This is a genomic window from Methylocystis sp. (assembly GCF_021731785.1).
In the GTDB taxonomy this organism is placed as follows: domain Bacteria; phylum Pseudomonadota; class Alphaproteobacteria; order Rhizobiales; family Beijerinckiaceae; genus Methylocystis.
In genome coordinates this window covers 1-20,846 of the sequence record NZ_JAKFWS010000147.1, presented here as the reverse complement: position 1 = coordinate 20,846, position 20,846 = coordinate 1, and the positions used below count along the sequence as shown (strand labels likewise).

General features: G+C 63.4%; 27 protein-coding genes. 12 read left to right on the top strand and 15 right to left on the bottom strand.

The window, feature by feature from the left end; genetic code table 11:
• Positions 1-50: 50 nt before the first annotated feature.
• The 4 genes from fmt to QZ964_RS19470 form a co-directional block, all read right to left on the bottom strand.
• The gene (fmt, locus tag QZ964_RS19485) at positions 51-986 is read right to left on the bottom strand and encodes a methionyl-tRNA formyltransferase (RefSeq protein WP_292533696.1); all 936 of its coding nucleotides are present in this window, start codon (positions 984-986) and stop codon (positions 51-53) included.
• Between the two features lie 15 nt (positions 987-1,001).
• Positions 1,002-1,568 (bottom strand): peptide deformylase, encoded by a 567-nt coding sequence (gene def, locus QZ964_RS19480; RefSeq protein ID WP_292533694.1) that lies wholly within the window; start codon positions 1,566-1,568, stop codon positions 1,002-1,004.
• Positions 1,569-1,650: 82 nt separating this feature from the next.
• Positions 1,651-1,956 (bottom strand): protealysin inhibitor emfourin, encoded by a 306-nt coding sequence (locus QZ964_RS19475; RefSeq protein ID WP_292533692.1) that lies wholly within the window; start codon positions 1,954-1,956, stop codon positions 1,651-1,653.
• 49 nt (positions 1,957-2,005) lie between these two features.
• A complete protein-coding gene (locus tag QZ964_RS19470) occupies positions 2,006-3,226 on the bottom strand; it encodes a M4 family metallopeptidase (protein ID WP_292533690.1) in 1,221 nt (406 codons plus the stop codon).
• 193 nt (positions 3,227-3,419) lie between these two features.
• On the opposite strand from QZ964_RS19470, the gene QZ964_RS19465 reads away from it, so the two are divergent.
• The 4 genes from QZ964_RS19465 to QZ964_RS19450 all read left to right on the top strand — a co-directional run bounded on the left by QZ964_RS19465 (position 3,420) and on the right by QZ964_RS19450 (position 6,386).
• The gene (locus QZ964_RS19465) at positions 3,420-3,980 is read left to right on the top strand and encodes a LemA family protein (RefSeq protein ID WP_292533688.1); all 561 of its coding nucleotides are present in this window, start codon (positions 3,420-3,422) and stop codon (positions 3,978-3,980) included.
• A gap of 147 nt (positions 3,981-4,127) precedes the next feature.
• On the top strand, positions 4,128-5,249 hold the full coding sequence (locus tag QZ964_RS19460; RefSeq protein WP_292533685.1) for a M48 family metallopeptidase: 1,122 nt from the start codon (positions 4,128-4,130) through the stop codon (positions 5,247-5,249).
• 241 nt (positions 5,250-5,490) lie between these two features.
• Positions 5,491-5,973: a flavodoxin FldA gene (gene fldA, locus QZ964_RS19455; protein ID WP_292533683.1), complete on the top strand. Its 483-nt coding sequence runs from the start codon at positions 5,491-5,493 to the stop codon at positions 5,971-5,973.
• Positions 5,952-6,386, top strand: a complete 435-nt coding sequence (locus QZ964_RS19450) for a DUF2023 family protein (RefSeq protein ID WP_292533681.1) — start codon at positions 5,952-5,954, stop codon at positions 6,384-6,386. The genes fldA and QZ964_RS19450 overlap by 22 nt, the downstream gene beginning before the upstream one ends.
• A 50-nt stretch (positions 6,387-6,436) precedes the next feature.
• Here the strand turns inward: QZ964_RS19450 and QZ964_RS19445 are convergent, their stop codons facing one another.
• The 5 genes from QZ964_RS19445 to argH all read right to left on the bottom strand — a co-directional run bounded on the left by QZ964_RS19445 (position 6,437) and on the right by argH (position 10,845).
• Positions 6,437-6,784 carry an antibiotic biosynthesis monooxygenase gene (locus QZ964_RS19445; protein ID WP_292533680.1) on the bottom strand — a complete coding sequence of 116 codons (348 nt, stop codon included), beginning with the start codon at positions 6,782-6,784 and terminating at the stop codon, positions 6,437-6,439.
• Between the two features lie 157 nt (positions 6,785-6,941).
• Complete coding sequence (locus QZ964_RS19440; RefSeq protein WP_292533678.1) at positions 6,942-7,865, bottom strand: alpha/beta hydrolase; 924 nt, start codon at positions 7,863-7,865, stop codon at positions 6,942-6,944.
• A complete protein-coding gene (locus QZ964_RS19435) occupies positions 7,862-8,854 on the bottom strand; it encodes a tetratricopeptide repeat protein (protein ID WP_292533676.1) in 993 nt (330 codons plus the stop codon). Before QZ964_RS19435 ends, QZ964_RS19440 begins: the two co-directional genes overlap by 4 nt.
• Positions 8,851-9,462, bottom strand: coding sequence for a thiamine phosphate synthase (locus tag QZ964_RS19430; RefSeq protein WP_292533675.1), 612 nt, complete (start codon positions 9,460-9,462; stop codon positions 8,851-8,853). Before QZ964_RS19430 ends, QZ964_RS19435 begins: the two co-directional genes overlap by 4 nt.
• A complete protein-coding gene (gene argH, locus QZ964_RS19425) occupies positions 9,463-10,845 on the bottom strand; it encodes an argininosuccinate lyase (protein WP_292533674.1) in 1,383 nt (460 codons plus the stop codon).
• 24 nt (positions 10,846-10,869) lie between these two features.
• Between argH and QZ964_RS19420 the strand changes: the two genes are divergently transcribed.
• Both QZ964_RS19420 and QZ964_RS19415 read left to right on the top strand, forming a co-directional pair.
• The gene (locus QZ964_RS19420) at positions 10,870-11,598 is read left to right on the top strand and encodes a TlpA disulfide reductase family protein (RefSeq protein WP_292533672.1); all 729 of its coding nucleotides are present in this window, start codon (positions 10,870-10,872) and stop codon (positions 11,596-11,598) included.
• A gap of 86 nt (positions 11,599-11,684) precedes the next feature.
• Positions 11,685-12,119, top strand: a complete 435-nt coding sequence (locus QZ964_RS19415) for a heme-binding protein (protein WP_292533670.1) — start codon at positions 11,685-11,687, stop codon at positions 12,117-12,119.
• Positions 12,120-12,125: 6 nt separating this feature from the next.
• On the opposite strand, the gene QZ964_RS19410 is transcribed toward QZ964_RS19415, so the two are convergent.
• Positions 12,126-12,626 (bottom strand): hypothetical protein, encoded by a 501-nt coding sequence (locus QZ964_RS19410; RefSeq protein ID WP_292533668.1) that lies wholly within the window; start codon positions 12,624-12,626, stop codon positions 12,126-12,128.
• Between the two features lie 172 nt (positions 12,627-12,798).
• On the opposite strand from QZ964_RS19410, the gene QZ964_RS19405 reads away from it, so the two are divergent.
• Entirely contained in the window at positions 12,799-13,284 is a 486-nt protein-coding gene (locus tag QZ964_RS19405) for a peroxiredoxin (RefSeq protein WP_292533666.1), read from the top strand.
• 155 nt (positions 13,285-13,439) lie between these two features.
• Positions 13,440-13,766, top strand: a complete 327-nt coding sequence (locus tag QZ964_RS19400) for a DUF2513 domain-containing protein (RefSeq protein WP_292533665.1) — start codon at positions 13,440-13,442, stop codon at positions 13,764-13,766.
• Here QZ964_RS19400 and QZ964_RS19395 read toward each other — a convergent pair.
• Entirely contained in the window at positions 13,742-14,728 is a 987-nt protein-coding gene (locus tag QZ964_RS19395) for a hypothetical protein (protein ID WP_292533663.1), read from the bottom strand. The two genes, QZ964_RS19400 and QZ964_RS19395, sit on opposite strands and share 25 nt — an antisense overlap.
• On the bottom strand, positions 14,725-15,879 hold the full coding sequence (locus QZ964_RS19390) for a class I SAM-dependent methyltransferase (protein WP_292533662.1): 1,155 nt from the start codon (positions 15,877-15,879) through the stop codon (positions 14,725-14,727). Before QZ964_RS19390 ends, QZ964_RS19395 begins: the two co-directional genes overlap by 4 nt.
• A 141-nt stretch (positions 15,880-16,020) precedes the next feature.
• On the opposite strand from QZ964_RS19390, the gene QZ964_RS19385 reads away from it, so the two are divergent.
• From QZ964_RS19385 to QZ964_RS19375, 3 genes are read left to right on the top strand one after another with little or no spacing between them, the layout of a single operon-like run.
• The gene (locus QZ964_RS19385; RefSeq protein ID WP_292533661.1) at positions 16,021-16,302 is read left to right on the top strand and encodes a hypothetical protein; all 282 of its coding nucleotides are present in this window, start codon (positions 16,021-16,023) and stop codon (positions 16,300-16,302) included.
• 3 nt (positions 16,303-16,305) lie between these two features.
• On the top strand, positions 16,306-17,076 hold the full coding sequence (locus tag QZ964_RS19380; RefSeq protein ID WP_292533659.1) for a hypothetical protein: 771 nt from the start codon (positions 16,306-16,308) through the stop codon (positions 17,074-17,076).
• On the top strand, positions 17,073-18,314 hold the full coding sequence (locus tag QZ964_RS19375; RefSeq protein ID WP_292533658.1) for a GSCFA domain-containing protein: 1,242 nt from the start codon (positions 17,073-17,075) through the stop codon (positions 18,312-18,314). Before QZ964_RS19380 ends, QZ964_RS19375 begins: the two co-directional genes overlap by 4 nt.
• Here the strand turns inward: QZ964_RS19375 and QZ964_RS19370 are convergent.
• Both QZ964_RS19370 and QZ964_RS19365 read right to left on the bottom strand, forming a co-directional pair.
• The gene (locus QZ964_RS19370; RefSeq protein WP_367119302.1) at positions 18,219-18,860 is read right to left on the bottom strand and encodes a hypothetical protein; all 642 of its coding nucleotides are present in this window, start codon (positions 18,858-18,860) and stop codon (positions 18,219-18,221) included. The genes QZ964_RS19375 and QZ964_RS19370 overlap by 96 nt on opposite strands.
• Positions 18,861-19,177: 317 nt before the next feature.
• The gene (locus QZ964_RS19365; RefSeq protein WP_292533657.1) at positions 19,178-19,525 is read right to left on the bottom strand and encodes a hypothetical protein; all 348 of its coding nucleotides are present in this window, start codon (positions 19,523-19,525) and stop codon (positions 19,178-19,180) included.
• A 443-nt stretch (positions 19,526-19,968) separates the two neighbouring features.
• Between QZ964_RS19365 and QZ964_RS19360 the strand changes: the two genes are divergently transcribed.
• Complete coding sequence (locus tag QZ964_RS19360) at positions 19,969-20,343, top strand: integration host factor subunit alpha (protein ID WP_367119301.1); 375 nt, start codon at positions 19,969-19,971, stop codon at positions 20,341-20,343.
• Between the two features lie 23 nt (positions 20,344-20,366).
• On the opposite strand, the gene QZ964_RS21645 is transcribed toward QZ964_RS19360, so the two are convergent.
• On the bottom strand, positions 20,367-20,630 hold the full coding sequence (locus tag QZ964_RS21645; protein ID WP_367119300.1) for a DUF3363 domain-containing protein: 264 nt from the start codon (positions 20,628-20,630) through the stop codon (positions 20,367-20,369).
• Positions 20,631-20,846: the final 216 nt, after the last annotated feature.

The following is a 20,846-nucleotide window of genomic DNA, read 5'->3' as shown; positions in this document are numbered from 1 at the left end:
CAAGAGTATACGCCTGTCGCATAGGTGCATTACGGAACGCCCCCTGCGCCTCAAGCGTGAGGATTCAGTGCGGAGCCGCGCCCGAGCTGTCGTCCGCGTAGAAATTCCTCAATCGCCATCTCGCCCTTGCCGGCGCGCTGCACGCGCAGCAGCCTCAGCGCGCCCACGCCGCAGGCGATGAGGCCGTCATCGTCGAGCGCGGTGCCCGGGGTCCCAGTCCCGTCCTCGACGCGCGCGCGCAACACCTTCACGCGCTCAAGGCCGTGGCCGAGATCGGCTTCGAAAAAAGCGCCCGGAAAGGGCGAGAGGCCCCGCACGAGATCATGAAGTTCTTGCGCCGGGCGGCGCCAGTCGATCCGCGCCTCGCCCTTTTCGATCTTTCGCGCATAGCAGGCGCCTTCGTCGGATTGCGGCGTGAAGCGCAGTTCGCCATTGGCGAGCAGATCGAGCGCCCGCGCCATGAGCGGCGCGCCGAGTTCGGCGAGACGGTCGTGCAATTCTCCCGCCGTCATCTCGTCATCGATGGGGGTCTTCGCCGTCAAGGCGACGGGACCGGTGTCGAGACCGGCCTCCATTCTCATCACCATGACGCCGCTCTCGGCGTCGCCGGCCATGATGGCGCGCTGGATCGGCGCGGCGCCGCGCCAGCGGGGCAGCAGCGACCCGTGGAGGTTGAGGCAGCCGTATCGTGGCGCATCGAGAATCGGCTGAGGCAGCAGCAACCCATAAGCGGCGACGACCGCGACATCGGCGTTGAGCGCGGCGAATTCGGCCTGGGCCTCGGTGCTCTTCAGGCTTTTCGGCGTGCGGACGGGAACGCCAAGACGCTCCGCCAGAAGGTGGACGGCGGACTTTTTCTCGGCCATGCCGCGTCCGGCGGGACGCGGCGGCTGCGTATAAACCGCCGCGACCTCGTGGCCCCGTGAAACGATTTCCGTGAGCAGACGGGCGGCGAATTCCGGCGTGCCCATGAAGACGACGCGCATTGGGTTGCGCAATCGTCAGGCCCCGGCTTGTTCCGACTGACTCTCGGTGGCTGCGCGCCGCTGGGCGGCGATTTCGTCGTAGCGCGCCGCTTTGTTGAACTTCTTGACGACGCGCTCGCGCTTTAGGCGCGATAGATGGTCGATGAAGAGACCGCCTTCGAGATGATCCAGCTCATGCTGCACCACGGTCGCAAGCAGCCCTTCCGCGTCGAATTCCTGAATTGCGCCTTCCCGGTCGAGATGACGCACGCGCACCCGCGCCGGCCGCTTTACGTCCTCGAAATAGTCGGGCACCGATAGGCAGCCCTCCTGATAGACGCTCAACTCCTCGGCCGCCCAGATGATTTCCGGGTTGATGAGGAACAGCGGCGATCGCGTCTCCTCGGTCTTGCCGATGTCGACGACGACAATGCGTTTGGCGACGGCGACCTGGATCGCCGCAAGGCCAATGCCGGGCGCCTCGTACATCGTCTCCAACATGTCGTCGAGCAGACGCCGCAGCCTGTCGTCGACCCGGTCGACAGGCTCGGAAATCTTCCGCAGCAGCGGATCAGGAAGCGTGATGATCGGCAGAATGGCCATTGATGTTCGCCGTGGCTCTTTGCGTTTCCATGAGATAGGCGCGCTTGGAGCGTGCGTCAAACGCGACTGGGAAAGCCCTCGCCTAGTTACGACGGCCGTGGCCTTCTATCCAGTCCCGCAACTCGCGGAAAGAAGAACTCATCGCCGAATTCCGCGCCTTGAGCGTGACCGTGGTCCCGTCCCGCTCGACCGTGATTGTATAGGACATGCTGTCGGGATGCGGCTCGGTGGGCGGGGCAGGCTCGTCCGCCTTGACGGCGGCGTCAACCATTACGGCAAGATCGCGCGCCGCCTGGGGCGGCAGCGCCTTCGCGTCAACCACGACTGGCGGCTGGCGCAGGCGTATGCCCGCCGCCAGACCGCCATGCTTGGATAAGGAAACGATCATCGGTTTCTCGCAGGAACCCGCGCCAGGCGCTCGGCCGCTGGCTCCCTGTTCAATTGCGCGCCGAAACGCGCCGCGACTTGGCGCCGTTCACTTCGCGCGAGAGAGCCGACACCTGTTCTGCAAGCGCCGCGACCTGCCGCGACAGCGCGGCGAGCGAATCCTCCTCGCGCTGAGCATGGCCGTCGCCGCCACGCGCCCGCTGCGGGATCTCCATGCGCACGACGACCGGAGGGACGCGAACCCCGACGTCCCGCCAGGCGGCGGCGACCGCCTGCTGTTCCCGGCTTCCTGCCCCATAGAGACGGTCCGCCATCATGAAGGTCAGTTCGGCGAAGCCTCTGAAGTCGGTCGTCGGGCTCGACGCCTTCAGCGACTCATACCAGATGTGGCCGGGCGCTTCCCAAGCGTAGCCGCCGATGTCGGTCGCGACAAGGTAAAACGCCTTGTTGGGAATGCCCGAATTGATGTGAACGCCGCCGAAGTCGCCCTCTTCATTATCGGGCAAGTCCTCATATCTACTCATGTGGTCGGGTTGAGGATCTCTCCCGAAATCGTCATTGTCATAGGCGCCTCCCGGATTCTTCAGCGAACGGAGCGCGTCACCGGCGATCGCCGGCGTAAAAATGTCGGCGCCGATCAGCCAGTCGGCGTCCTCGGCGGACTGTTTCAAGGACCACTGCTTGACGAGCGAGCCAAACACGTCGGAGATCGATTCATTCAGCGCGCCGGGCTGCCGGTGGTAGACTAGGCCGGCACTGGACTCGGTGACGCCATGGGCCAGCTCATGGCCGATCACGTCGAGCGAGCCGGTGAAATCGCTGAACAGCACGCCGTCGCCGTCGCCAAAGACCATCTGGCTCCCATCCCAGAACGCATTGTTGTAGTCCCGGTCGTAATGAACGAAGCCGTTCAGACGCATGCCACGGCCGTCGATCGAGTCGCGTCGGAAGACTTCCTTGTAAAAGTCGCGCGTCGCGCCGAGGCCGTCGAACACCCGGTTAACCGATGCGTCGGACGACGCCTGCCCGTCCTCGGTGCGCGCGATTCGCGCCTCGGACAGATTGGTCGAATTGCGGCAATCATAAACCGTGCGTTGCGCCGCGCCGACGTCTGCAAGCGTGAGACGGGCGCGAATCGATCTTTGGCCGCGCAAACGGGTTGTCGTCAGCAGAGTGCGCATGGCGATCTGGCGCATCTCTTTTTTTTCGCTCTGAGCGAGCCGCAGAAGGATATGCGGCGGAACGATGCAGTTGATGCAGGAACAACGCATGAAAAATCTCCTCGGAAAAAAAGGCGCGGCCGCTGAAACGTTGGACCGAAGCCGTAGAACAACGCGTTCAAGACAAAAAGGTTTCGTGATCATCCAAACCGCGTCTTTGCCAAGCCGCCAAAGCCGGCTAACATGAAGGCGCAAAAAGCGATCGCCGCCGCGCGGAGGCGGCGCGCCATGGGGAGCGCGCGCCATGTCCTTGCTGATTTTTCTGGGGCTCATTGCCGCCGTCGCCTTCTGGCTGGTCGGCGTTTACAACGGGCTGGTGTCGCTGCGCCAGCGCAGCAAACAGGCGTTCTCCGACGTCAACGTGCAGCTCAAGCAACGCCACGACCTCGTGCCGAATCTCGTCGAAACGGTAAAGGGCTACGCCACGCATGAGAAAAGCACCCTCGAAGACGTGGTCAAGGCGCGCAACGCCGCCGTGGCGGCGCAAGGGCCGGCGCAGCAGGGCGCGGCGGAGGGCGTGCTGACCGGGGCGCTCTCGCGGCTGATCGCGCTCTCCGAATCCTACCCGGACCTGAAGGCGAACCAGAACTTCCAGCAGCTGCAGAGCGAGCTGTCGGACATCGAGAACAAGATTTCCGCGGCGCGGCGATTCCTGAACAACACCGTCGCCGAATACAACGCCACGCGCGAAGGCTTTCCGGGCTTCCTCGTCGCGCAGCGCTTCGGCTTCGAGCCGCTCGACTATTTCGAGCTCGACGAGGCGCAACAGCGGGCGATCGAAACCGCGCCGAAAGTGGAGTTTTAGGCGCGCGGGCGCCGCGCAGGTTGCCATTCCCGACAGGCCGAAGGCCGGATCGGGAATCCAGATCTAGCAAAGCGTAATTTTTCAATGCCTGGATTCCCGATCGCGCGCCACTAGCGCGCGATCGGGAATGACAGCAGCAGGAACGCCATGTTCACAGCCTACGGCCTTTACTCCCACATTCGCGCCAACGAGCTGCGCTCGGCCTTCTTGCTCTCGGGCTTCGTTGTCCTGTTGCTGGCGCTGATGTTCTCCTTCGCGCTCATCATCGAAGCGATGAGCGCGCCCCCCGGCGCGCCTTTCGATTACATTTTCACGCTCGCCGTCGATGATTTGAAGCGCGGCTGGCCGATCGGCGTCATAGCGGCGGGCGTCTGGTTCGTCATCGCCTATCTTTTCCACCAGAAGATGATCGACTTCGCCACGGGGGCCGCAAGTCTATCCCGCGCCGAGTCGCCGCGAATTTACAATCTCCTTGAAAATCTCTGCATCTCCCGCGGCGTGCCGATCCCGGCGTTGCAGATCATCGAGAGCGACGCGCTCAACGCTTACGCCTCCGGGCTGAAAGAAGGACAATATAAGATCGCGGTGACCCGCGGTCTGACGCGCTACCTGACCGACGCCGAGCTGGAAGCCGTGCTCGCGCATGAACTGACCCACATTCGCAACCGCGACGTTCAGCTTCTCGTGGTCGCCGTGATTTTCGCCGGCGTTTTCGCCTTCGTCGCCGATCTGACGATTCGCCGCTGGAATTTTCCGTTCGGCTTCTCGCCGCATCGTCCGGAACGCGACGATGGCCGAAGAGGCAATGGCGGCGCGGCGCTCGCCATTGTCGTCGCGCTGTTCATCATTGCGCTGAGCTGGGGCGCGTCGGTGCTGATCCGCTTCGCCCTGTCGCGCTCGCGCGAATTCCTCGCCGACGCCGGCAGCGTCGAACTGACCAAAAACCCCGACGCGATGATCTCGGCGCTGCGCAAGATCGAAGCGCATGCGGCGATCCCGACGATGCCGTCGCGCATGCAGTATTTCTTTATCGAATCGCCGGCGCTTCACCCCGAGTCTGGCTGGTTTGCGACTCATCCGAGCGTCGACGCGCGCATTGCTGCTTTGGTCAAATTCGCGGGAGGCCGGGACGTAGCGACCGGGCCCGAAGGAGAAGCGCCGCCCGGGTCTCTCGATTCGCCGCGCGAGGTTGAAGCCTCCTTCCTGCCGAAGGACGGGCGCCAGCCGCTCTCGCCGCCGCAAGGCCCGTGGGGACGCGCCAGCCGCTGATTTGCGCGCCCACCTCTTCCTCTTGTCTCTCCGGGAGATGCTGCGCTTCGTAATCATAATAAATCCAGAGTACAGACATTATAAGTTACACTCATTGTAGAATATATGATTTGTTGGTAAAAAATAGAGATGCGCTACATTACATGGGTCATCAGCAGCATCCCGACGCTAAAGGGCTATTTTGCGTTTCTTGGCGTAGCCGCTGATTTTGACGTTCAGATTTCGCGGAAGAGGCGCGGACATGAGCATCACGGTCATCTTCGGTTCTGACGGCGGCGCGACGAAAGGGGTTGCTTCCAAAATTTCAAAGAAGTGCCAGGGACGGACGGTCGATATCAAGGACGCCACGACGGACGATTTCGAAAATTGCCATCTGCTGATCCTGGGCTCGCCCACCTATGGCGACGGCGCCTTGCAGACGGATTGGGAAGAGAACATCGACAAGCTGCGCGGCGCCGATCTGAAAGACAAGAAAGTCGCCCTCTTCGGCACCGGCGACCAGCAGAGCTATCCGCTGTCATTCGTGGACGCGATGGGCATCCTCTATGATGAGGTGTCGGCGCTCGGCGCCAAGGTGATCGGCTTCACCGAAACCTCGGGCTATGACTATGTTGGCTCCACCGCCGAGCGGGACGGCAAGTTCGTGGGCCTCGCCCTCGACCAGGACACCCAGTCCGGCATGACCGAAAAGAGAGTGACCGCATGGCTGAGCCAGTTACTTTGATCGGCGCGGGCGTTCACGCTCCGCCGTCTACGCCCCGCCGGTCCGCCGATGTGGCGCCGGTGTTGCGGCTCTTCCATCACCACATCTACGAATACGGCCGGGGCATTCGCGCCCTGTTCCTGATGACCATCAGCCACCGGGAACTGGAAATGGTGCTCGGCAAGCTGGAAGCGCAAGGCATCCATCACTTCGTTCAGGAGCTCAACCCGGTCAAGGTAAACCTCTTCTTTGGCCGGCCCGCGTTCGTCGCCGTGGCGCGTTCCTTGGTAACGCGTCCGCTCAACGCGCTCACGGCGGAGGAGGACTTCATGCTCGGCACGCTGCTCGGCTACGATCGCGAGCAGCAGTGCCGCCGCTTCCTGACGCGCTCCGGACGGGGCATGCCGGAGGAACTGCCTCTTGCGGCCGAATGATCCAAGAGCGGCGGCGCCTGTCGGAACCTGCGACAGTCGTGAGCCGCTGCTTAGGCGTTTGCAGCGTCGTCCGGCGCGTAGTGCGGATTCTTTTCGGTCAGAACAACCTCGAAACCCTCAAACTCGGGACCGCCAATATAGAGATGGCGGTTCTGCCCGGCGTTCTTGTGGGCCTCCCGAAAATGTTCGGAATGCGTCCAGTCCACAAAATGTTGCCGTGTCTCCCACAGCGCATGCGACGCATAGAGAATGTGGTCTTCCCGTTCGGGCCCTTTGAGCAGATGGAAGACGATGAATCCGGGCCTTTCCTGAAGCCGGGACTGACGCGACCGCCAGATGTCTTCGAACGCCTGCTCCTCTCCCTTGACGATCCTGAACCGGTTCATTGCGATAAACATGATTCGTCTCCTGTCGCTGCTCTGGAGGGTCGACTGCCGTCTTTAGCACTCCGCGAAGCGAAAAATGCATAGCGCGTAACCGCGCCGGCGCCGCCGCGGCGATGGAAGAACTTGAGCGAGAATTTGGGCGAAACGTTTTGCGCCGTCGCGCAGCCCGTCACCGCCGCTTAGCAAAACCATTGCGCGCCGGCGCGGCGCGCGCGGTCACCTCAGAGACGCGCGCCTTCAAAAATTCTATCGCCTTCGCTCTCGACTCGCGCGCTTCGGGCAGAAAACTCATCAACTGCCAGGCGTGAGGGACGCAGGGCCATGTCTCGAGCCTTGCGTCGACGCCCGCCTGCCGCGCACGCGCGACGAGCCGCGTCGAGTCGTCCCTCAGCGCTTCATCCGCGCCGACATGAACGAGCATCGGCGGCAAGCGGGAAAGATCGGCGTAGATCGGCGACGCCAGCGGATGTCTCGCGCTTTGGCGTCCGAGCGCCGCTCGGGCGCCGAGCAGTATGTCCTTGCGCGTGAACAGAGGATCGCGCGCTTCATTCTCACGCATCGAGGCGCCGGTCGCCGCCAGGTCGACCCAAGGCGAGGACAGCGCCGCCGCGGCCGGCGGCCGCAAGCCTTCGTCGCGGATGCGCAGCATCAGCGAGACCGCAAGCCCGCCGCCGGCGGAGTCTCCGACAATGACGAAAGGTTCCGGCCGCGCTTCGACGAAGGCTCGGTAGGCGCGCAACACATCTTCGAGCGCTGAGGGAAAAAGATGTTCGGGGGCGAGCCGATAGGCCGGCGTGAAGACGTCGAAGCCGGCGCGGGCGAATTCGCGGGCCGCGTAGCGAAACAGCCGCGGCGAACCGACCAGGAAGGCGCCGCCGTGAAGATAGAACAGCGTTGCGACCGCGCCGCCCGAAGCAGGAATCCAATCGCCGGGGATTTGCGGCGCAAAAGGCGCGCGCCGTTCGGGCGAGAATGTTTCCACCACCGCCTGAAGGCCGCGCAGAGGCGCCGTCAGCGACCGGATGCGCGGCTTAACGAACCGGCGCAGGAAGGCGACGGTTCGCCGCGTCGCCGCGCTCGGGACGCCGCTCATTTGCCCGCGGTCGGCTTCGGCGGTTCGGATGCGTTCGAAAGATAGTCGAGCGAAGGATCGTTCAACCCGGCTTCGCGCGACTTGTCCCGCCACTGCCGCGCTTCGGCGAGATTGGCCTCAATCCCGAGGCCTTCGGCGAGGATGTGCGCGAGGCGGTTTTGCGCCACGGCGTTGCCCTTCACAGCCGCTTTGCGAAACCATCGCGCTGCGGCGGCGCGGTCGCGCGGCACGCCGACGCCATTGAACTGCAAAACCGCGAATTCCACCATCGCCGGCGCGAAGTCGAGTTCGGCGGCCCGCCTGAACCATTCGGCGGCTTCACGCTCGTCCTTCGGCAGCCCTCTGCCGGTCTTGTAAAGAACGCCAAGCGCGTAAACGGAATCCGCGTCGCCCTTCGCGGCGGCGCGGCGGAAATAGTCCGCCGCTTTGCCGAAATCGGAGGGCGCGCCCTCGTTTTCCAGCGCCAGCTCTCCGAGAAGATGGAGGGCGGCGGGATGGTCCTGCGCCGCGGCCTTTTCGAGATAGGCGCGGGCGGCGGCGCGGGTCTTCGGCGCGCCGGCGCCGTTGAGCGCCGCGGCGCCGTAGAGATAGGCCGCTTCCCTATCGCCGGCGTCGGCGCCGCGTTTGAACCACTCCATCGCCAACGAGAGATCGCGCGCGACGCCCGCCCCTTCAAGGTAAAGCTGGCCGACGAGGGTTAGCGCCGCCGCGTCTTTGGGATTGGCGGCGATGCGCTTCTTCGCCTCCTTCATCGCGACCGAATAATCGCCGCGCTGATAGGCGCCGAAGGCGAGATCGGGCGGCGGCGGCGCATCATTGGCCGCGCGGGCCGCAGGCGCGAGAAAGAGGACGCAGCTTGCGATAAACGCCGTTATTGCGAGCGAAGCGAAGCAACCCGGCAGGCGTCGTTCGGCTCCTGGATTGTTTCGGCGCTTTGCGCCTCGCAATGACGCGTCCCTTTCCGGATGACGAGGACGGCTTTGAGTCATGCGCACGCTCCCTTAAGCCGCGCCTGCGCGTCAGCAATGGCCGCCGCCGGTCCGCGCGCGTCGCTCCAGACGGCGTCGTCGAGCAGAACGAAGTCGGCGCCGGCTTCAACCAGCGGCGCGATATCGGCGAGCGACTTGGCGCGAACGACGCAGGGCGGGTTGAAAAGCTCCGCCCACCAGGCGACGCGCTCGATCAGCGCTTCGCGGTCAAGATCCGAAAACATCACGTAATCCGCGCCCGCCTCTCCGGCGCGCATGGCGTCGTCGCGCGTTTCGAGATCGCCGGCGCCGACCATGTAGCGCGGCGACAACTTTCTGATCGCGTCGGCAAGCGCCTCGCCGCAGCCCGAAACATGCGCGCCGTCGGCGCCGGCGCGCAGCGCGACATTTGGCGCTGCTGCGACAAGAACGGCGACGCCTTTTTCTTGCGCGGGGGGCGCCAGTACGCGCACGATCGCTTCTTGGCCGCGTTCGTCGCCATCGGTGAGACGAATGAGCAGGCTCGCGACGTCGCCCGCCGCAAGCGCCTCATCGAGCGCGGGCGCAAAAGCCGCCGCGTCGGCGAGCGGCGGAGTGGCGAGATAGAGTCGCGGCGCGATGGCGTTCATCTAAGCCTTCAACCTGTCGAGCCAGGCTTGCGCGGCGGCGCGCACATTGTCCGGCGCCGTTCCTCCGAAGCTCCTGCGGCTTTGCACCGATTTTTCGACGCCGAGCACATCGAACACGTCGGCGCCGATACGTGGTTCGACGCTTCGCATCTCCTCGAGCGTCAAGTCCTCGAGCCCGGCGCCGCGCGCTTCGGCGAGCGCGACGATGCGGCCGGTAACGTGGTGCGCCTCGCGGAACGGAAGCGACAGCGCCCGCACCAGCCAATCGGCGAGATCGGTGGCGGTCGCGTAGCCGCCGCCGGCCGCCGCCTTCATCCGCGCGCGGTCGACGCGCATGTCGCGGACCATGCCGGCGACGGCTGCGATGCAGAGCGAGAGCGTGTCGAGCGCGTCGAAAGCGCCTTCCTTGTCCTCTTGCATGTCCTTCGAATAGGCGAGCGGCAGGCCTTTCATGACGACGAGAAGCGCGACAAGCGCGCCGATCACGCGCCCCGATTTGCCGCGCGCGAGTTCGGCGGCGTCGGGGTTGCGCTTCTGCGGCATGATCGACGAGCCCGTGGTGAATTTATCGGACAGCGTGATGAAGCCGAATTGCGGCGTCGTCCACAGCACGATCTCTTCGGCGAAGCGCGACAGATGCGTGGCGCAGATCGCCGCGGCGCTCAGCGTCTCCAGAACGAAGTCGCGATCGGAGACGCTGTCGAGCGAATTCGACGTCGGCCGGTCGAAGCCAAGCGCGCGCGCCGTCATCGCACGGTCGATCGGAAAGCTAGTTCCGGCGAGCGCCGCGGTGCCAAGCGGACATTCGTTGAGCCGCGAGCGGGCGTCGCGGAGGCGTCCGCGGTCGCGCGAGATCATTTCGACATAGGCGAGGAGATGATGGCCAAGCGTCACCGGCTGCGCCGATTGCAGATGGGTGAAGCCGGGCATGACGCTCGCCGCCTCTTCCAGCGCGCGAGTCGCAAGCGCGAGCTGCAGATCGGCGAGTTGGCGATCAAGCGCATCGATCTGGTCGCGGATGTAAAGGCGGAAATCGGTCGCCACCTGGTCGTTGCGCGAACGCGCCGTGTGCAACCGGCCTGCCGCCGGCCCGATCAGCTCGGCAAGCCGCGACTCGACGTTCATGTGAATGTCTTCCAGCGCGCGCGAGAATTCGAACCGTTCGTTCTCGATGTCCGCTTTGACCTGTTCCAATCCGCCAGCGATCATCGCCGCATCCTCGCGCGAAACGATCCCCGTTTCGGCCAGCATGGCGACATGGGCGAGCGAGCCGCGGACGTCCTGAAGGCCGAGGCGCTTGTCGAAGTCGATCGAGACGTTGATCGCTTCCAGAACCGCGTCGGTTGCGCTTTCGAAGCGTCCGCCCCATATCTTGCTCGTCATTTTTAACCTCGGAGCCCACGCCTCATGGCCAAACCGCCGCCGCCCCCGCGATCTCCCCTGTTAGTCGCAAAGGCGGCGCTGATAACGATGGCGGTGAGCGTGGCGTTTCTATACGTGATCGGCAGCATGGGCGGCAAGAAACCGCCTGAACGCGCGGTGGATGAAGGCGCAAGCCCCGGCGGCGCGACCCAGGAGCGCGCGGCCCCGGCCGACGGCGACGCCGCCTGCGCGACCTCGGCCAAGATCGCCGCCAATATGAAGGAACTCGCCAAGGGCGAGGTTGCGGCCATGATCATCGCGGCGAAGCCGGAACCGATCGCCGACTATGCTTTCGACGGTCCCGACGACGCTCCGGTTTCGCTCGCATCATTCAAGGGCAAGACGACGCTCCTCAATATTTGGGCGACCTGGTGCGTGCCCTGCCGCGCCGAAATGCCGGCGCTCGACAGGCTGCAAGAGGCCTTCCTTGGGCAGAACTTTCGAGTGGTCGCCGTGAACGTCGATACCACGCGTCTCGAGAGGGCGAAGGCGTTTCTCACTGAAACCGGCGTCAAGTCGCTGACCTATTACGCCGATCCCAAGGCCAACATTTTCTTCGAGATGAAGCAGTCGGGCAAAGCGCTGGGCCTGCCGACGACGCTGCTGATCGGCCCCGACGGCTGCCAAATCGGACTGATGAACGGGCCAGCCGCCTGGGACAGCGCGGACGCCAAGGCGTTGATCTCGCGCGCGTTGGAGACGGCTCCAAAATAATCGCCACGTCGGCGTCAGGTCGACGGGCGGGCGCTCCCGCTTCGCGTCGGAAGCCGAAGCGGTTTTTTTTGAAAGGAGAGCGGCGAATGCATGTTTCGATCGAACAGGCTCATAAGGCCATTGCCGCGGCGCGCCGGAAGGCGATTGAGATCAAGACGCAGATGTGCATCGCTGTCGTCGACTCGGGGGGCGTTCTAAAGGCGTTCGAGCGGATGGACGACGCCTGGGTCGGCAGCATCGACATTGCAATGAAAAAGGCCAAGACCGCGGTCTTCTTCGGCATGCCGACTGGGCAGATCGGCAAGCTGTCGCAGCCGGGCGGGCCGCTCTATGGCATCGAGCACTCGAATGATGGGCTCATCACTTTCCCTGGCGGACTTCCCATCGTCGACGCTGACGGCGTGATGATCGGCGCCATCGGCGTCAGCGGCTCTTCCGTGGAGAATGACCATGCGGTTGCGCAGGCCGGCGTCGAGACGCTCGGCGTTTGCGACCTTCCGGAACATCCCTGGCGCACCTGACCCGAGTCAGTCGCGACGCCGCTTCTTCGATTTTTTCCGCTTCTCACCCGACTCAGTGGTCGCCCCCGGCTGCTGGCTAGGTTCGGCAGCCGCCGCAGTGGGGGCAGAGGGTTCGGCGACCGGAGCGGCGCCCTGTTGGGTCGCGGGGGCGGTTTCGGGCGGCGGCGCGACATTCGTGGCTGCGGGAGGCGCTCCGCTGTCCTCCGCGGGCGGCGCGTCGGGCGCAGCCGGCGGCGGCGAACGCGAGGCGGCGAGCCACCACGAGGCGGCGGCGAGCGTCAGAATGGCGAGCGCCACCAGAAACGCGATCGCCCCGCCGCCAGCCCCGCCGCCGCGCCGGGGCGGCGGCGGATCGGCCTGAGGCGCGGCCTCCGGCGCAACCTCGCTCTTCGACGCGCGCGTCAGCCCCGGCGGAGCGGGGGAAGCGGGCTGCTCGGCGCGATACTGGCTCCACACCCATGCGGCAGGCGGCGTCCCGCCGTAACGCTCATTTTGAGAATCCGACATCAGCCCGCCCTCCAAAGACGCTTCGTCCGCGCCAGCTCTGCGAGCGTATGTTGACTCGCCGCCGCGACATCGACAAGTGCGTCTGCAAACGCGTCGCGCGGCCGAGGCGACACAAGGATGGGAACTGCGCTATCTAGACTGAGCCTCACCTGAGACCATAGCGAGATTGAGCATGACCATTAAAGCTGGAGATCGACTTCCCGACGTGAAGCTTGCCGTCATGGGCAAGAATGGACCTGAGCCGGTCGACACAAAGGATTTTTTCGCAGGACGCAGGGTGGCGCTGTTCAGCGTCCCCGGCGCTTATACGCCGACCTGCCACAAGAAACATTTGCCGGGTTTCATCGCCAAGGCGGATGAAATCAAGTCGAAGGGCGTGGACGCCGTGGCGGTCACAGCCGTCAATGACATTTTCGCGCTCGACGCATGGGTGAAAGAGTCAGGCGGCGGCGGCAAGATCGACGCGCTTGCCGACGGCTCGGCGACCTTCGCCAAAGCCCTCGGACTCGAACTCGATCTCACCGAGCCGGGACTTGGCGTCCGCGGCAAGCGCTATTCGGCGCTGATTGACGACGGCGTCGTCAAATGGATCAATGTCGAGGACAATTCGAGCGAAGCCACCGTTTCGACCGCGGAAGCGACTCTCGCTCGTCTGTAGCATTCCTAAGCTGCGAAGAGCGCATGCCTTGCCAGATCAGACGCCGCATCCGTCGATAGCGCTCGCAACGCCCGCTCATCACATTCGAGTCGTCGAAGCGGCGCTTCAAACTCGCGATGCGATCTTCGCTTTCTCGCCGTCGCTGGGCCGTTGAGATGATTCGAGGCGGTCACGACGGCGATGTCGAAGCGTTAAGGGCGCTGCTGCTGGCGCTGGAGAACGTCCAGCGCTCTCCGCCAGAAGCGATTTTCGTCGCCGTCGGCGAGCTGGCGCAGCTCCTGCAAAAGTCGCGCTCAGAGATCATTGAGGGCCTCGACACGCTCGCCGGTTTGAATTTCATCGAAGGGCCCGGCGCCTATCGCGAGAGCGACTGGCTGTTTCGCCGCCTGACGCGCCGCGGCGAGGCCTTGGCCGATTTGATCCGCGATCCCACCGATTGGCGCGAGGCGCTTGCGGCCTATGGACCGTTCTTGGCCCGCTGATTCCATCTGGCCTTGACGCGGCGCCACCTTGCCGCGGCCTCCCGACGTTGCGCCTTGATGAGCTGGCTGAGTTCCGTGCGCCACAGATTGAACCGGTCGTTCGGCGCGAGCGCCATGTAGCGTTCAGCGATTTGCGTGATGACGATATCCGGCTTCACCCGCTCGACAAGCCGCCAGTCGACATTGGCCGACCAGACAAAGACGAGTTCGCTCGCCGTTTCGGCGAGCTGCGCCGTCAGACGGTCATGTCCGACGCCAGCGAAAGAATCGCCGAAGAGCAAGATCCGCACTTTGTTGGGCGCTTCACTGTTCTTGTAGACGACGTGCGCGCCAACATGGATGTCGCCGCCGTGAACCGGGTTTTCGAGGATGCGTGCGACGGCGTTGGCGTAGACGCGTTGCGCGTGGGCGATCCAATTGATTTCGCGAATTTCCTCCCACCGCGGCGGATCGATCTTGCCGCCGAGATCCATGATCTTGTGAAGCGTGTGGCAGGGCCGGTGCGGCAATAACCGATTCGGCGTCAGCTGAAGCGCGTCGCACAAAAGGCGATAGGCGAGCAGACTGCCTTCGGGCGTCCAGTGGGTGTCGCTGCGCCAGTAGAGTTCGACCTCGTCGCGCTGCTCGCGCATTGGCCAAACGAGATCGACGCATCCGGTGGCGGGCGCCTCGCCGCCAAAGAGCTGTTGCAGCCGGATCGCCGGCGCGAGATCGACATTGACCAGCGGCGCGGCCTGCTTATGCCCGTAAATCGTCAGCTTTTCCGGCGCGACGAGATGGGCGTAGGCGACGCCGAGCGCGTCGCAACGACGCTTTCGCTCGATGATCGCGTCGCGCCATCGGCGTAGGTTTATGTCCGGCAGATGCCCGCCGTTACGCTCATAGAGCGTGGTGACGAAATTGGTTCCGCCGGTAAGGAACAACCATCCGTCGTGGCCTTCGTGAACAATGAGTTCGGTCACGGCGCGCAATTCGCGATCGGCCGAGCCGCGGACTCCGCGGCGGGCTTGCGTGCGTACAGTATCGTTGCTGCGGCGAGTTCGAAAAGCTTCTCGCGCGGCAATTCCCGCGCCCAGGGCTTTTCAAGCAGCGGGCCGGGATAGCCGATCAGATCTTCGACTCGCGTGCGCAAGAACTGCTTGCGCGCGCGCGGCGGCAGACTTTGCGACCAGGACCGCAGTTGCCAGGCGATCGCCCAGATCGGGTGGGTGGGATCGGTGACCTCCTGCCGTTCGATGGTCAGATGCTCCTCGAAAAGCGTGCGCAGCCCTTCATTCGTCATATTGAAATAATGATGCGGATAACCATGCAGCGGCTGAAGAAATGGCACGCAGCACTTCAGCCATCCGCCAGGCTTGAGCACGCGCGCGATTTCGGCCGCGCAGCAAAACGGATCTTTCACATGCTCCAAAACGGCGATCGAGATGACGCCGTCAAAGGAGTTATCCTTGAACGGGAGCCGATGCGCCACGCCGACGACATCAGTCGTTGCATAATCCATCATCTCGAAATTGACGACATTGCTGTAATAGACCGGCCGATAGCCGGCGCCGACGTCGAGGATCAAGCCGTCGGCGAGACCTTCGATCAATTCGACGGTTTCGTCGTCATAACCATTCTCGCTGATCGGCATGTCGTCGTCGCCAGCCTCCGCGCCAGGCGCCGCCTCATCGGAGAATATGAATTTGCCCGAACTCGACAGCGGCGCCTCGGGGTCGAGCAGCAGCGGCCGCACCGCTGCGAGCTTTCGCGCGCGCATCGCGGGGATATCGCTGGCGCGCTGCTGGCGGCGCCCCTGTGTGCGGCCGAGCTGATCGAAATGGGCGAGGCCAGAGGCGAATTGGCCAAGCTCGATCCCCTGCCGCACGTCCGGGTTCGCCACCAGGTAGCGCGCCTCGTCGAAATTCTCCGGCGTCGCGAGTTCATCCTCGGCGACTTTCTGCCGGCGGCCCTCAATATGGCCGAATTTCTTGAAATGACTCCAACCCGACCTGACCTTGCCGAGGCGAACGGCCTCGGCGACGTCGGGGTTGACGGCGAGATAGGCTTGCTCGTTGAAGGTTTGCGGCGTCGGCGTCTCTTGCAACGCCGCCGACTCGAAGGGATTATTCATGCAGACGGCGAGATGCTATTTAATGGTCGGCCCGCCAAAGGTTTAGCACAAGCGGCGGTGCGCGGAAATACGCATTGGAGCATTGAATCGAATCGCAGCCGGCGCGCCGTTCGTTCGATCAAACCCGTTTCGGAACCATTCATGAATTTCAGCAGCGACCAGATCGATCATGCAGGTGAGGCGCCGCTCGCCGTCGAGGCCTTCTATCGATACGGCTACAGGGGTCGCGCGATGCTCGCCATCCGCGCGCCCTTTGCGATGGGAGCCGACGGCGGGGAAATCATCGGGCGCGTCATCGAAGCGGACGGGCGGCGTTACGTCGTCGTCTCGATTGCGCGACAGGTCTCCGGACCGATCCATCGGGGGGAGCCGTTTGGGGTCGAACTGCGCAGCGCCGACGCGCGTGAAGAGTCCGCGGCCTGAAAGATGACCAAGATTTTGGGACTAGGGCACAGCCATATCGTGGCCATCGCCAAAGGATGTTACGAGCTGCAGAACGAGGGATTTCAGCTCGGCGGCGCGCCGCTCGCAAGCCGATTCCTCTATCTTTATGACCCCGAACTGACGCCGACGCTGGCGGAGGAGAGCGCCGCCGCGCGCCTCAATCCCCGGCTTTGCAAGATCATCGAGGAGGAGGGGGCGGACGGGATCGTATTGTCGGTCGGCGGCAATGAACATATTGCTCTTTCGGTAACGCAGCCTAACGAGCGCTTTGACTTCATTCTTGGCGCGGAGCCCGATCTCGATCTCGAACCCGGTGCGGCGGTCTTGCCCGAAGCCGCGGTCCGCGAGACGTTGCGGGAAAAAATGACGCCGACTCTTGCAACCATCGAAGCGATCCGGAAGGAAACCGACGCGCCCATCGTTTGCATCGAGCCGCCGCCGCCCTTGCCGAATTCGCGCGTCGTGCAATGTCCGCAGGAGTTTTTCCGCAGATCATTCGATCCGCGCAGACTTTCGGGCGACGTCTTTCGCTATAAGATGTGGCGTGCGCAGTCCGAGCTCTATCGCGAAATCTGCATGAGAGAGGACATTCTCTTTGCGGCCGTTCCGGCCGAGTTCATGGCGCCCTCCGGCATGTTGGCGGAGTCCGTTTGGGGCGCCGACGCCTCCCACGCGAATGCGCTGTTCGGCCGGCGGATGATCCAAGCCGCCGCAGCGCTCTTTGAGCCTCGGCTCGGCGATGGACGGCAATGAAGACGCATCCCTATTCGAAACGTCCCGACTACGCGCTTTGGCGTCGCGCGGTCGCAGATGTCGCTCCAGGCGAACTCGATCCCGTCGTGGAAGCGCCCTTCCGTTTCGGCGGTCGCGAAAAAATCGCCACCGCAGGGAGCTGCTTCGCCCAGCACATTGGCCGCTACCTGAAGTCGAGCGGCTGCAACTATCTCGTCACCGAGCCGCCGCATTCCTTTATCAGTCCCCAGGCGGCCGACGCGCTCAACTATGGGCTCTACACCGCGCGCTACGGCAACATTTACACGAGCCGACAGCTGCTGCAGCTCTTCGAGCGGGCGTACGGGCGATTTACGCCAAAGGAAAACCACTGGCCAGAACGCGCCGGGCAGGTGATCGACCCGTTTCGGCCGCAAATTCAGCCTGGAGGATTCAATTCGGTTCGTGAACTCGATTATGATCGAGAACGCCACTTTGCGGCGGTGTGCAAGGCGTTTGAAACGCTCGACGTCCTTGTGTTCACGCTCGGACTGACGGAGCTTTGGCGTTCGCGCGAGGATGGCGCGGCCTTTCCGCTGTGTCCGGGGGTGGCGGGCGGCGACTACTCCCCTGCGCGACATGAGTTCGTCAATCTTGGCGTCGACGAGGTCGTCGCCGACATGACAGCCTTCCTTCGCAATCTGCGCGCCGTCAATCCCGCCGCGCGGGTCATTTTGACCGTTTCGCCCGTGCCGCTCGTCGCCACCGCCGAGTCGCGTCATGTGGTGACGTCGACCATGTATTCAAAATCGGCGCTGCGCGTCGCTTGCGATATGCTTTCGCGCTCTCTTAGCCAGGTCGCCTATTTTCCGTCTTACGAGATTGTCGCCGGCGGCTACGCGCCGACAGATTATTTCGCGCCCGACAGGCGCAGCGTGACGCAGCAAGGCGTGGCGCATGTCATGCGGGTGTTCGAGCGGCATTACATCAAGCGCAGCGCCGCCGGCGAAGCCCTGCGCGGCGTGTTGCGCGCGCTTGGCCCCGTGCGATCCGCGCCGGCCGAAGACCCGGTCGCCGCCGCGATGCGGCTGATGTGCGACGAAGAGGCTCTGTCTCTTGAGCGAATTGAAGCGGCGTCGAGGGACGAGGCGCCGTCGGAGGCCGAGCCGGCGCCCGTCAACGAGTCAGGAGAGGAACCTGCCGCGCAAGAACCGCTCGTCGACAAGCCCGAGCATGAGGCTGATCCCGCCGACCCAGTAAATGAGCAGCTTATTGATTAGCTCGGGATCGTAGCTCGCATAATAGGCGGACCGCAGCCATTCGACGAGCTGCGTCAGAGGATTGTACGCCATGTATTCCCGAAGCGTCGCCGGTATCAGGTTCGGCGGCAAATAGGCGCCGGATATCATGTAAAGGCCAATCATAACCAGGATGAAAAACACCAGAAAGTATTGTCCGACCAGCGCGCACATCACCACGTTGAAAAATCCGAGCCCGATCCCCAGAAACACGGCGGCGGCGATAGCCTTTGCCGCTTCGGCCGTGTCGGACGGCAGGATGTCGACATCGAACAGACTGACCGCAAACATGAACAGCGCAAGCACGATCACGGCGTTGAGCGTTTCGAGGATGCAGCGACTAAAAATCAGGTGCAGCGGCTGAATCACCGGTACCGCGGCGCGTTTTGGCGCCGGCTTCCGATCGAGCTTGTTGTCGAGGATGGACTTGACCGAGCCGTAGGTCTTCGCGCCGATCTCTATGGCGCGTTCCGCTGCGGCGCGAGTGCGTCGGGCGAGCCAATTCGATCCCCTGTCAGCTTGTGCCATCACGTTCGGCGAAAGCGTGAGCTAGCGTGAGAAAGTGGAGATTCTCACGTCTCTCACGCGCCGCGCTGCTTCCGCTTCCCGGATCCGCTCGCCGGCGATCTCGGCGAGGTGCGGGTACCTCCACGCTTAACCCGGTTCCGGCGCGTTGCGTTGAATGACGGAATGCCGATGCTCGTCCGAGGTCCGCTTCTCGCGGTTGGCGTCGGCAAAGCGGACCATCCGCAGTCGGCCACAATGCGACGATTCAAGCAGCCGTCGGAATGGCGGCCCGATACCGCCCGTGGCCGACCTTCACGAGCAGACCCTCCTCGCACATCCTATAATGTCCGTCCCCGGAATTGGGCAAGCGCTTGAAGAGCGACGAGCCGGCGAAGAGCAGGCCTGTCACGTCTAACGCGCGCATTGTCGTTGGCGGCATCGGCTTCGACGGGGTCGGTGACGAGCTTCTTCTTGGTGCGGTGACCGCGTTGATCGACTTCAGCCAATGCGTAGCCGAGCGGCAAGCGCGAGCCGTTGTAGAATCCTTGACGAGGATTCTCCTTCATCGCGCGCAGCACCTGCTTGCCGTTCTCGCGCCTTTGATATTCATCGAAAAGGGCGATGGCCTGCCGCATCATCACCTGTGCTGGGGCGGAGGTGCCCGATTCGACATACTCGTCGACCACCCTCCAGCCCTACCGCACGCAATAGGCGCTCATCTCCGTCTGCTGGTCAGGAATGGACAGATCGATTTCCGTCTGTCGCGTGGTTGAAACCCGCAGATAGAGAGCGGCACGGACGGGGTCGGTCATGTGGAGTTCCCACGCTAGATCGAAAGTTCAATGACGCGGTCGAAGAAAGGCCTCGAGCATGTCGCCGAGAAACATCTCCAACACGTCGACTTCGGCCGCTGTAATGGGAATGTCTTCGTTTCAATCGTCGGCGCTAGCGATTTCGTCAGCCGCGTTGATCCTTCTCGAAGCCCGAATCATACCGCCTCAGTCCGCGAACGCCATCGCCAATTCCAAAAGGTCAGAATCTCGCAAGGTTGCGCGGCCGAAAAAGAGCGAATAATCATAGGTTCCCTGCAAAATCGTCTAAACGGAGTGGCGGCCATAAGCATTTTCGTATGCGGACGCGCCGTGCTCCGGTCGACGTATGGCGTGTCCGCATGCTGAAGAAACCCCCAAAAGCTGGCGCGCTGACGCGGCAGAAGTTAAGCGAGGCAGCATATAGAAGCTGTCCGACCTTATCCCGTTCGCAAGCCCGACAGATTGTCGATGAAGTCTTCGAAGAGATTCTTGCAGCGCTTGTTTGCGGCGAGTCGGTCAAATTGAACGCTTTTGGCGTATTCACGCTTCGGGCCAAACGAGAGCGGATCGGCCGCAATCCGAAAACGGGCGACCCGGCGATCATCCGCGCGCGGAGAATCGTGACTTTTTACGCCTCGCCGAATCTGGTCGCGCGGATGAATGGGAAAATAGTTCAAAGTCTTCGAGGTTGAATCTTCCCTTGTCTGCGCCGCACTTACATTCCGATTCCAATCCCTCGCGTGCGTGTGAAGTCCCATGAGATTCCGGCGTCCCGCACAATGCCGCTGATCTGGCGTCCGAGGCGGTCATCCATCACGGGCCGCCATGGGACGAGCGTGAACTCGTATGCGTTCTCGATCACGGCGTATTTGCCGGAGACGAGGTTTGTCGTGCCGGTGAAAACGCCCGAGACGCGCTCGCCCTCGTTCTTCAGGCGGAAGGCGGCGTGCTTGGGGCGGTTGTTAGCACTAGTGCTCAGATTCCTTGAATCCGCTCATATGCGGTGGATTCCGTCGGAGCACTGCTGCGTTTATACACTTGTTCAGCGATTTGCTGAACGAGATAGGTTGATCATGGCGGCTCCACGTCGAGTGATCGAGTTGGCGTTTACGGAGAGCGACCTGGCGGAGTTAATGAGGCTTGCGCGTTCGCGGACAGAACCGGCGAGCCGGGTCGAACGCGCGCGGATGCTCCT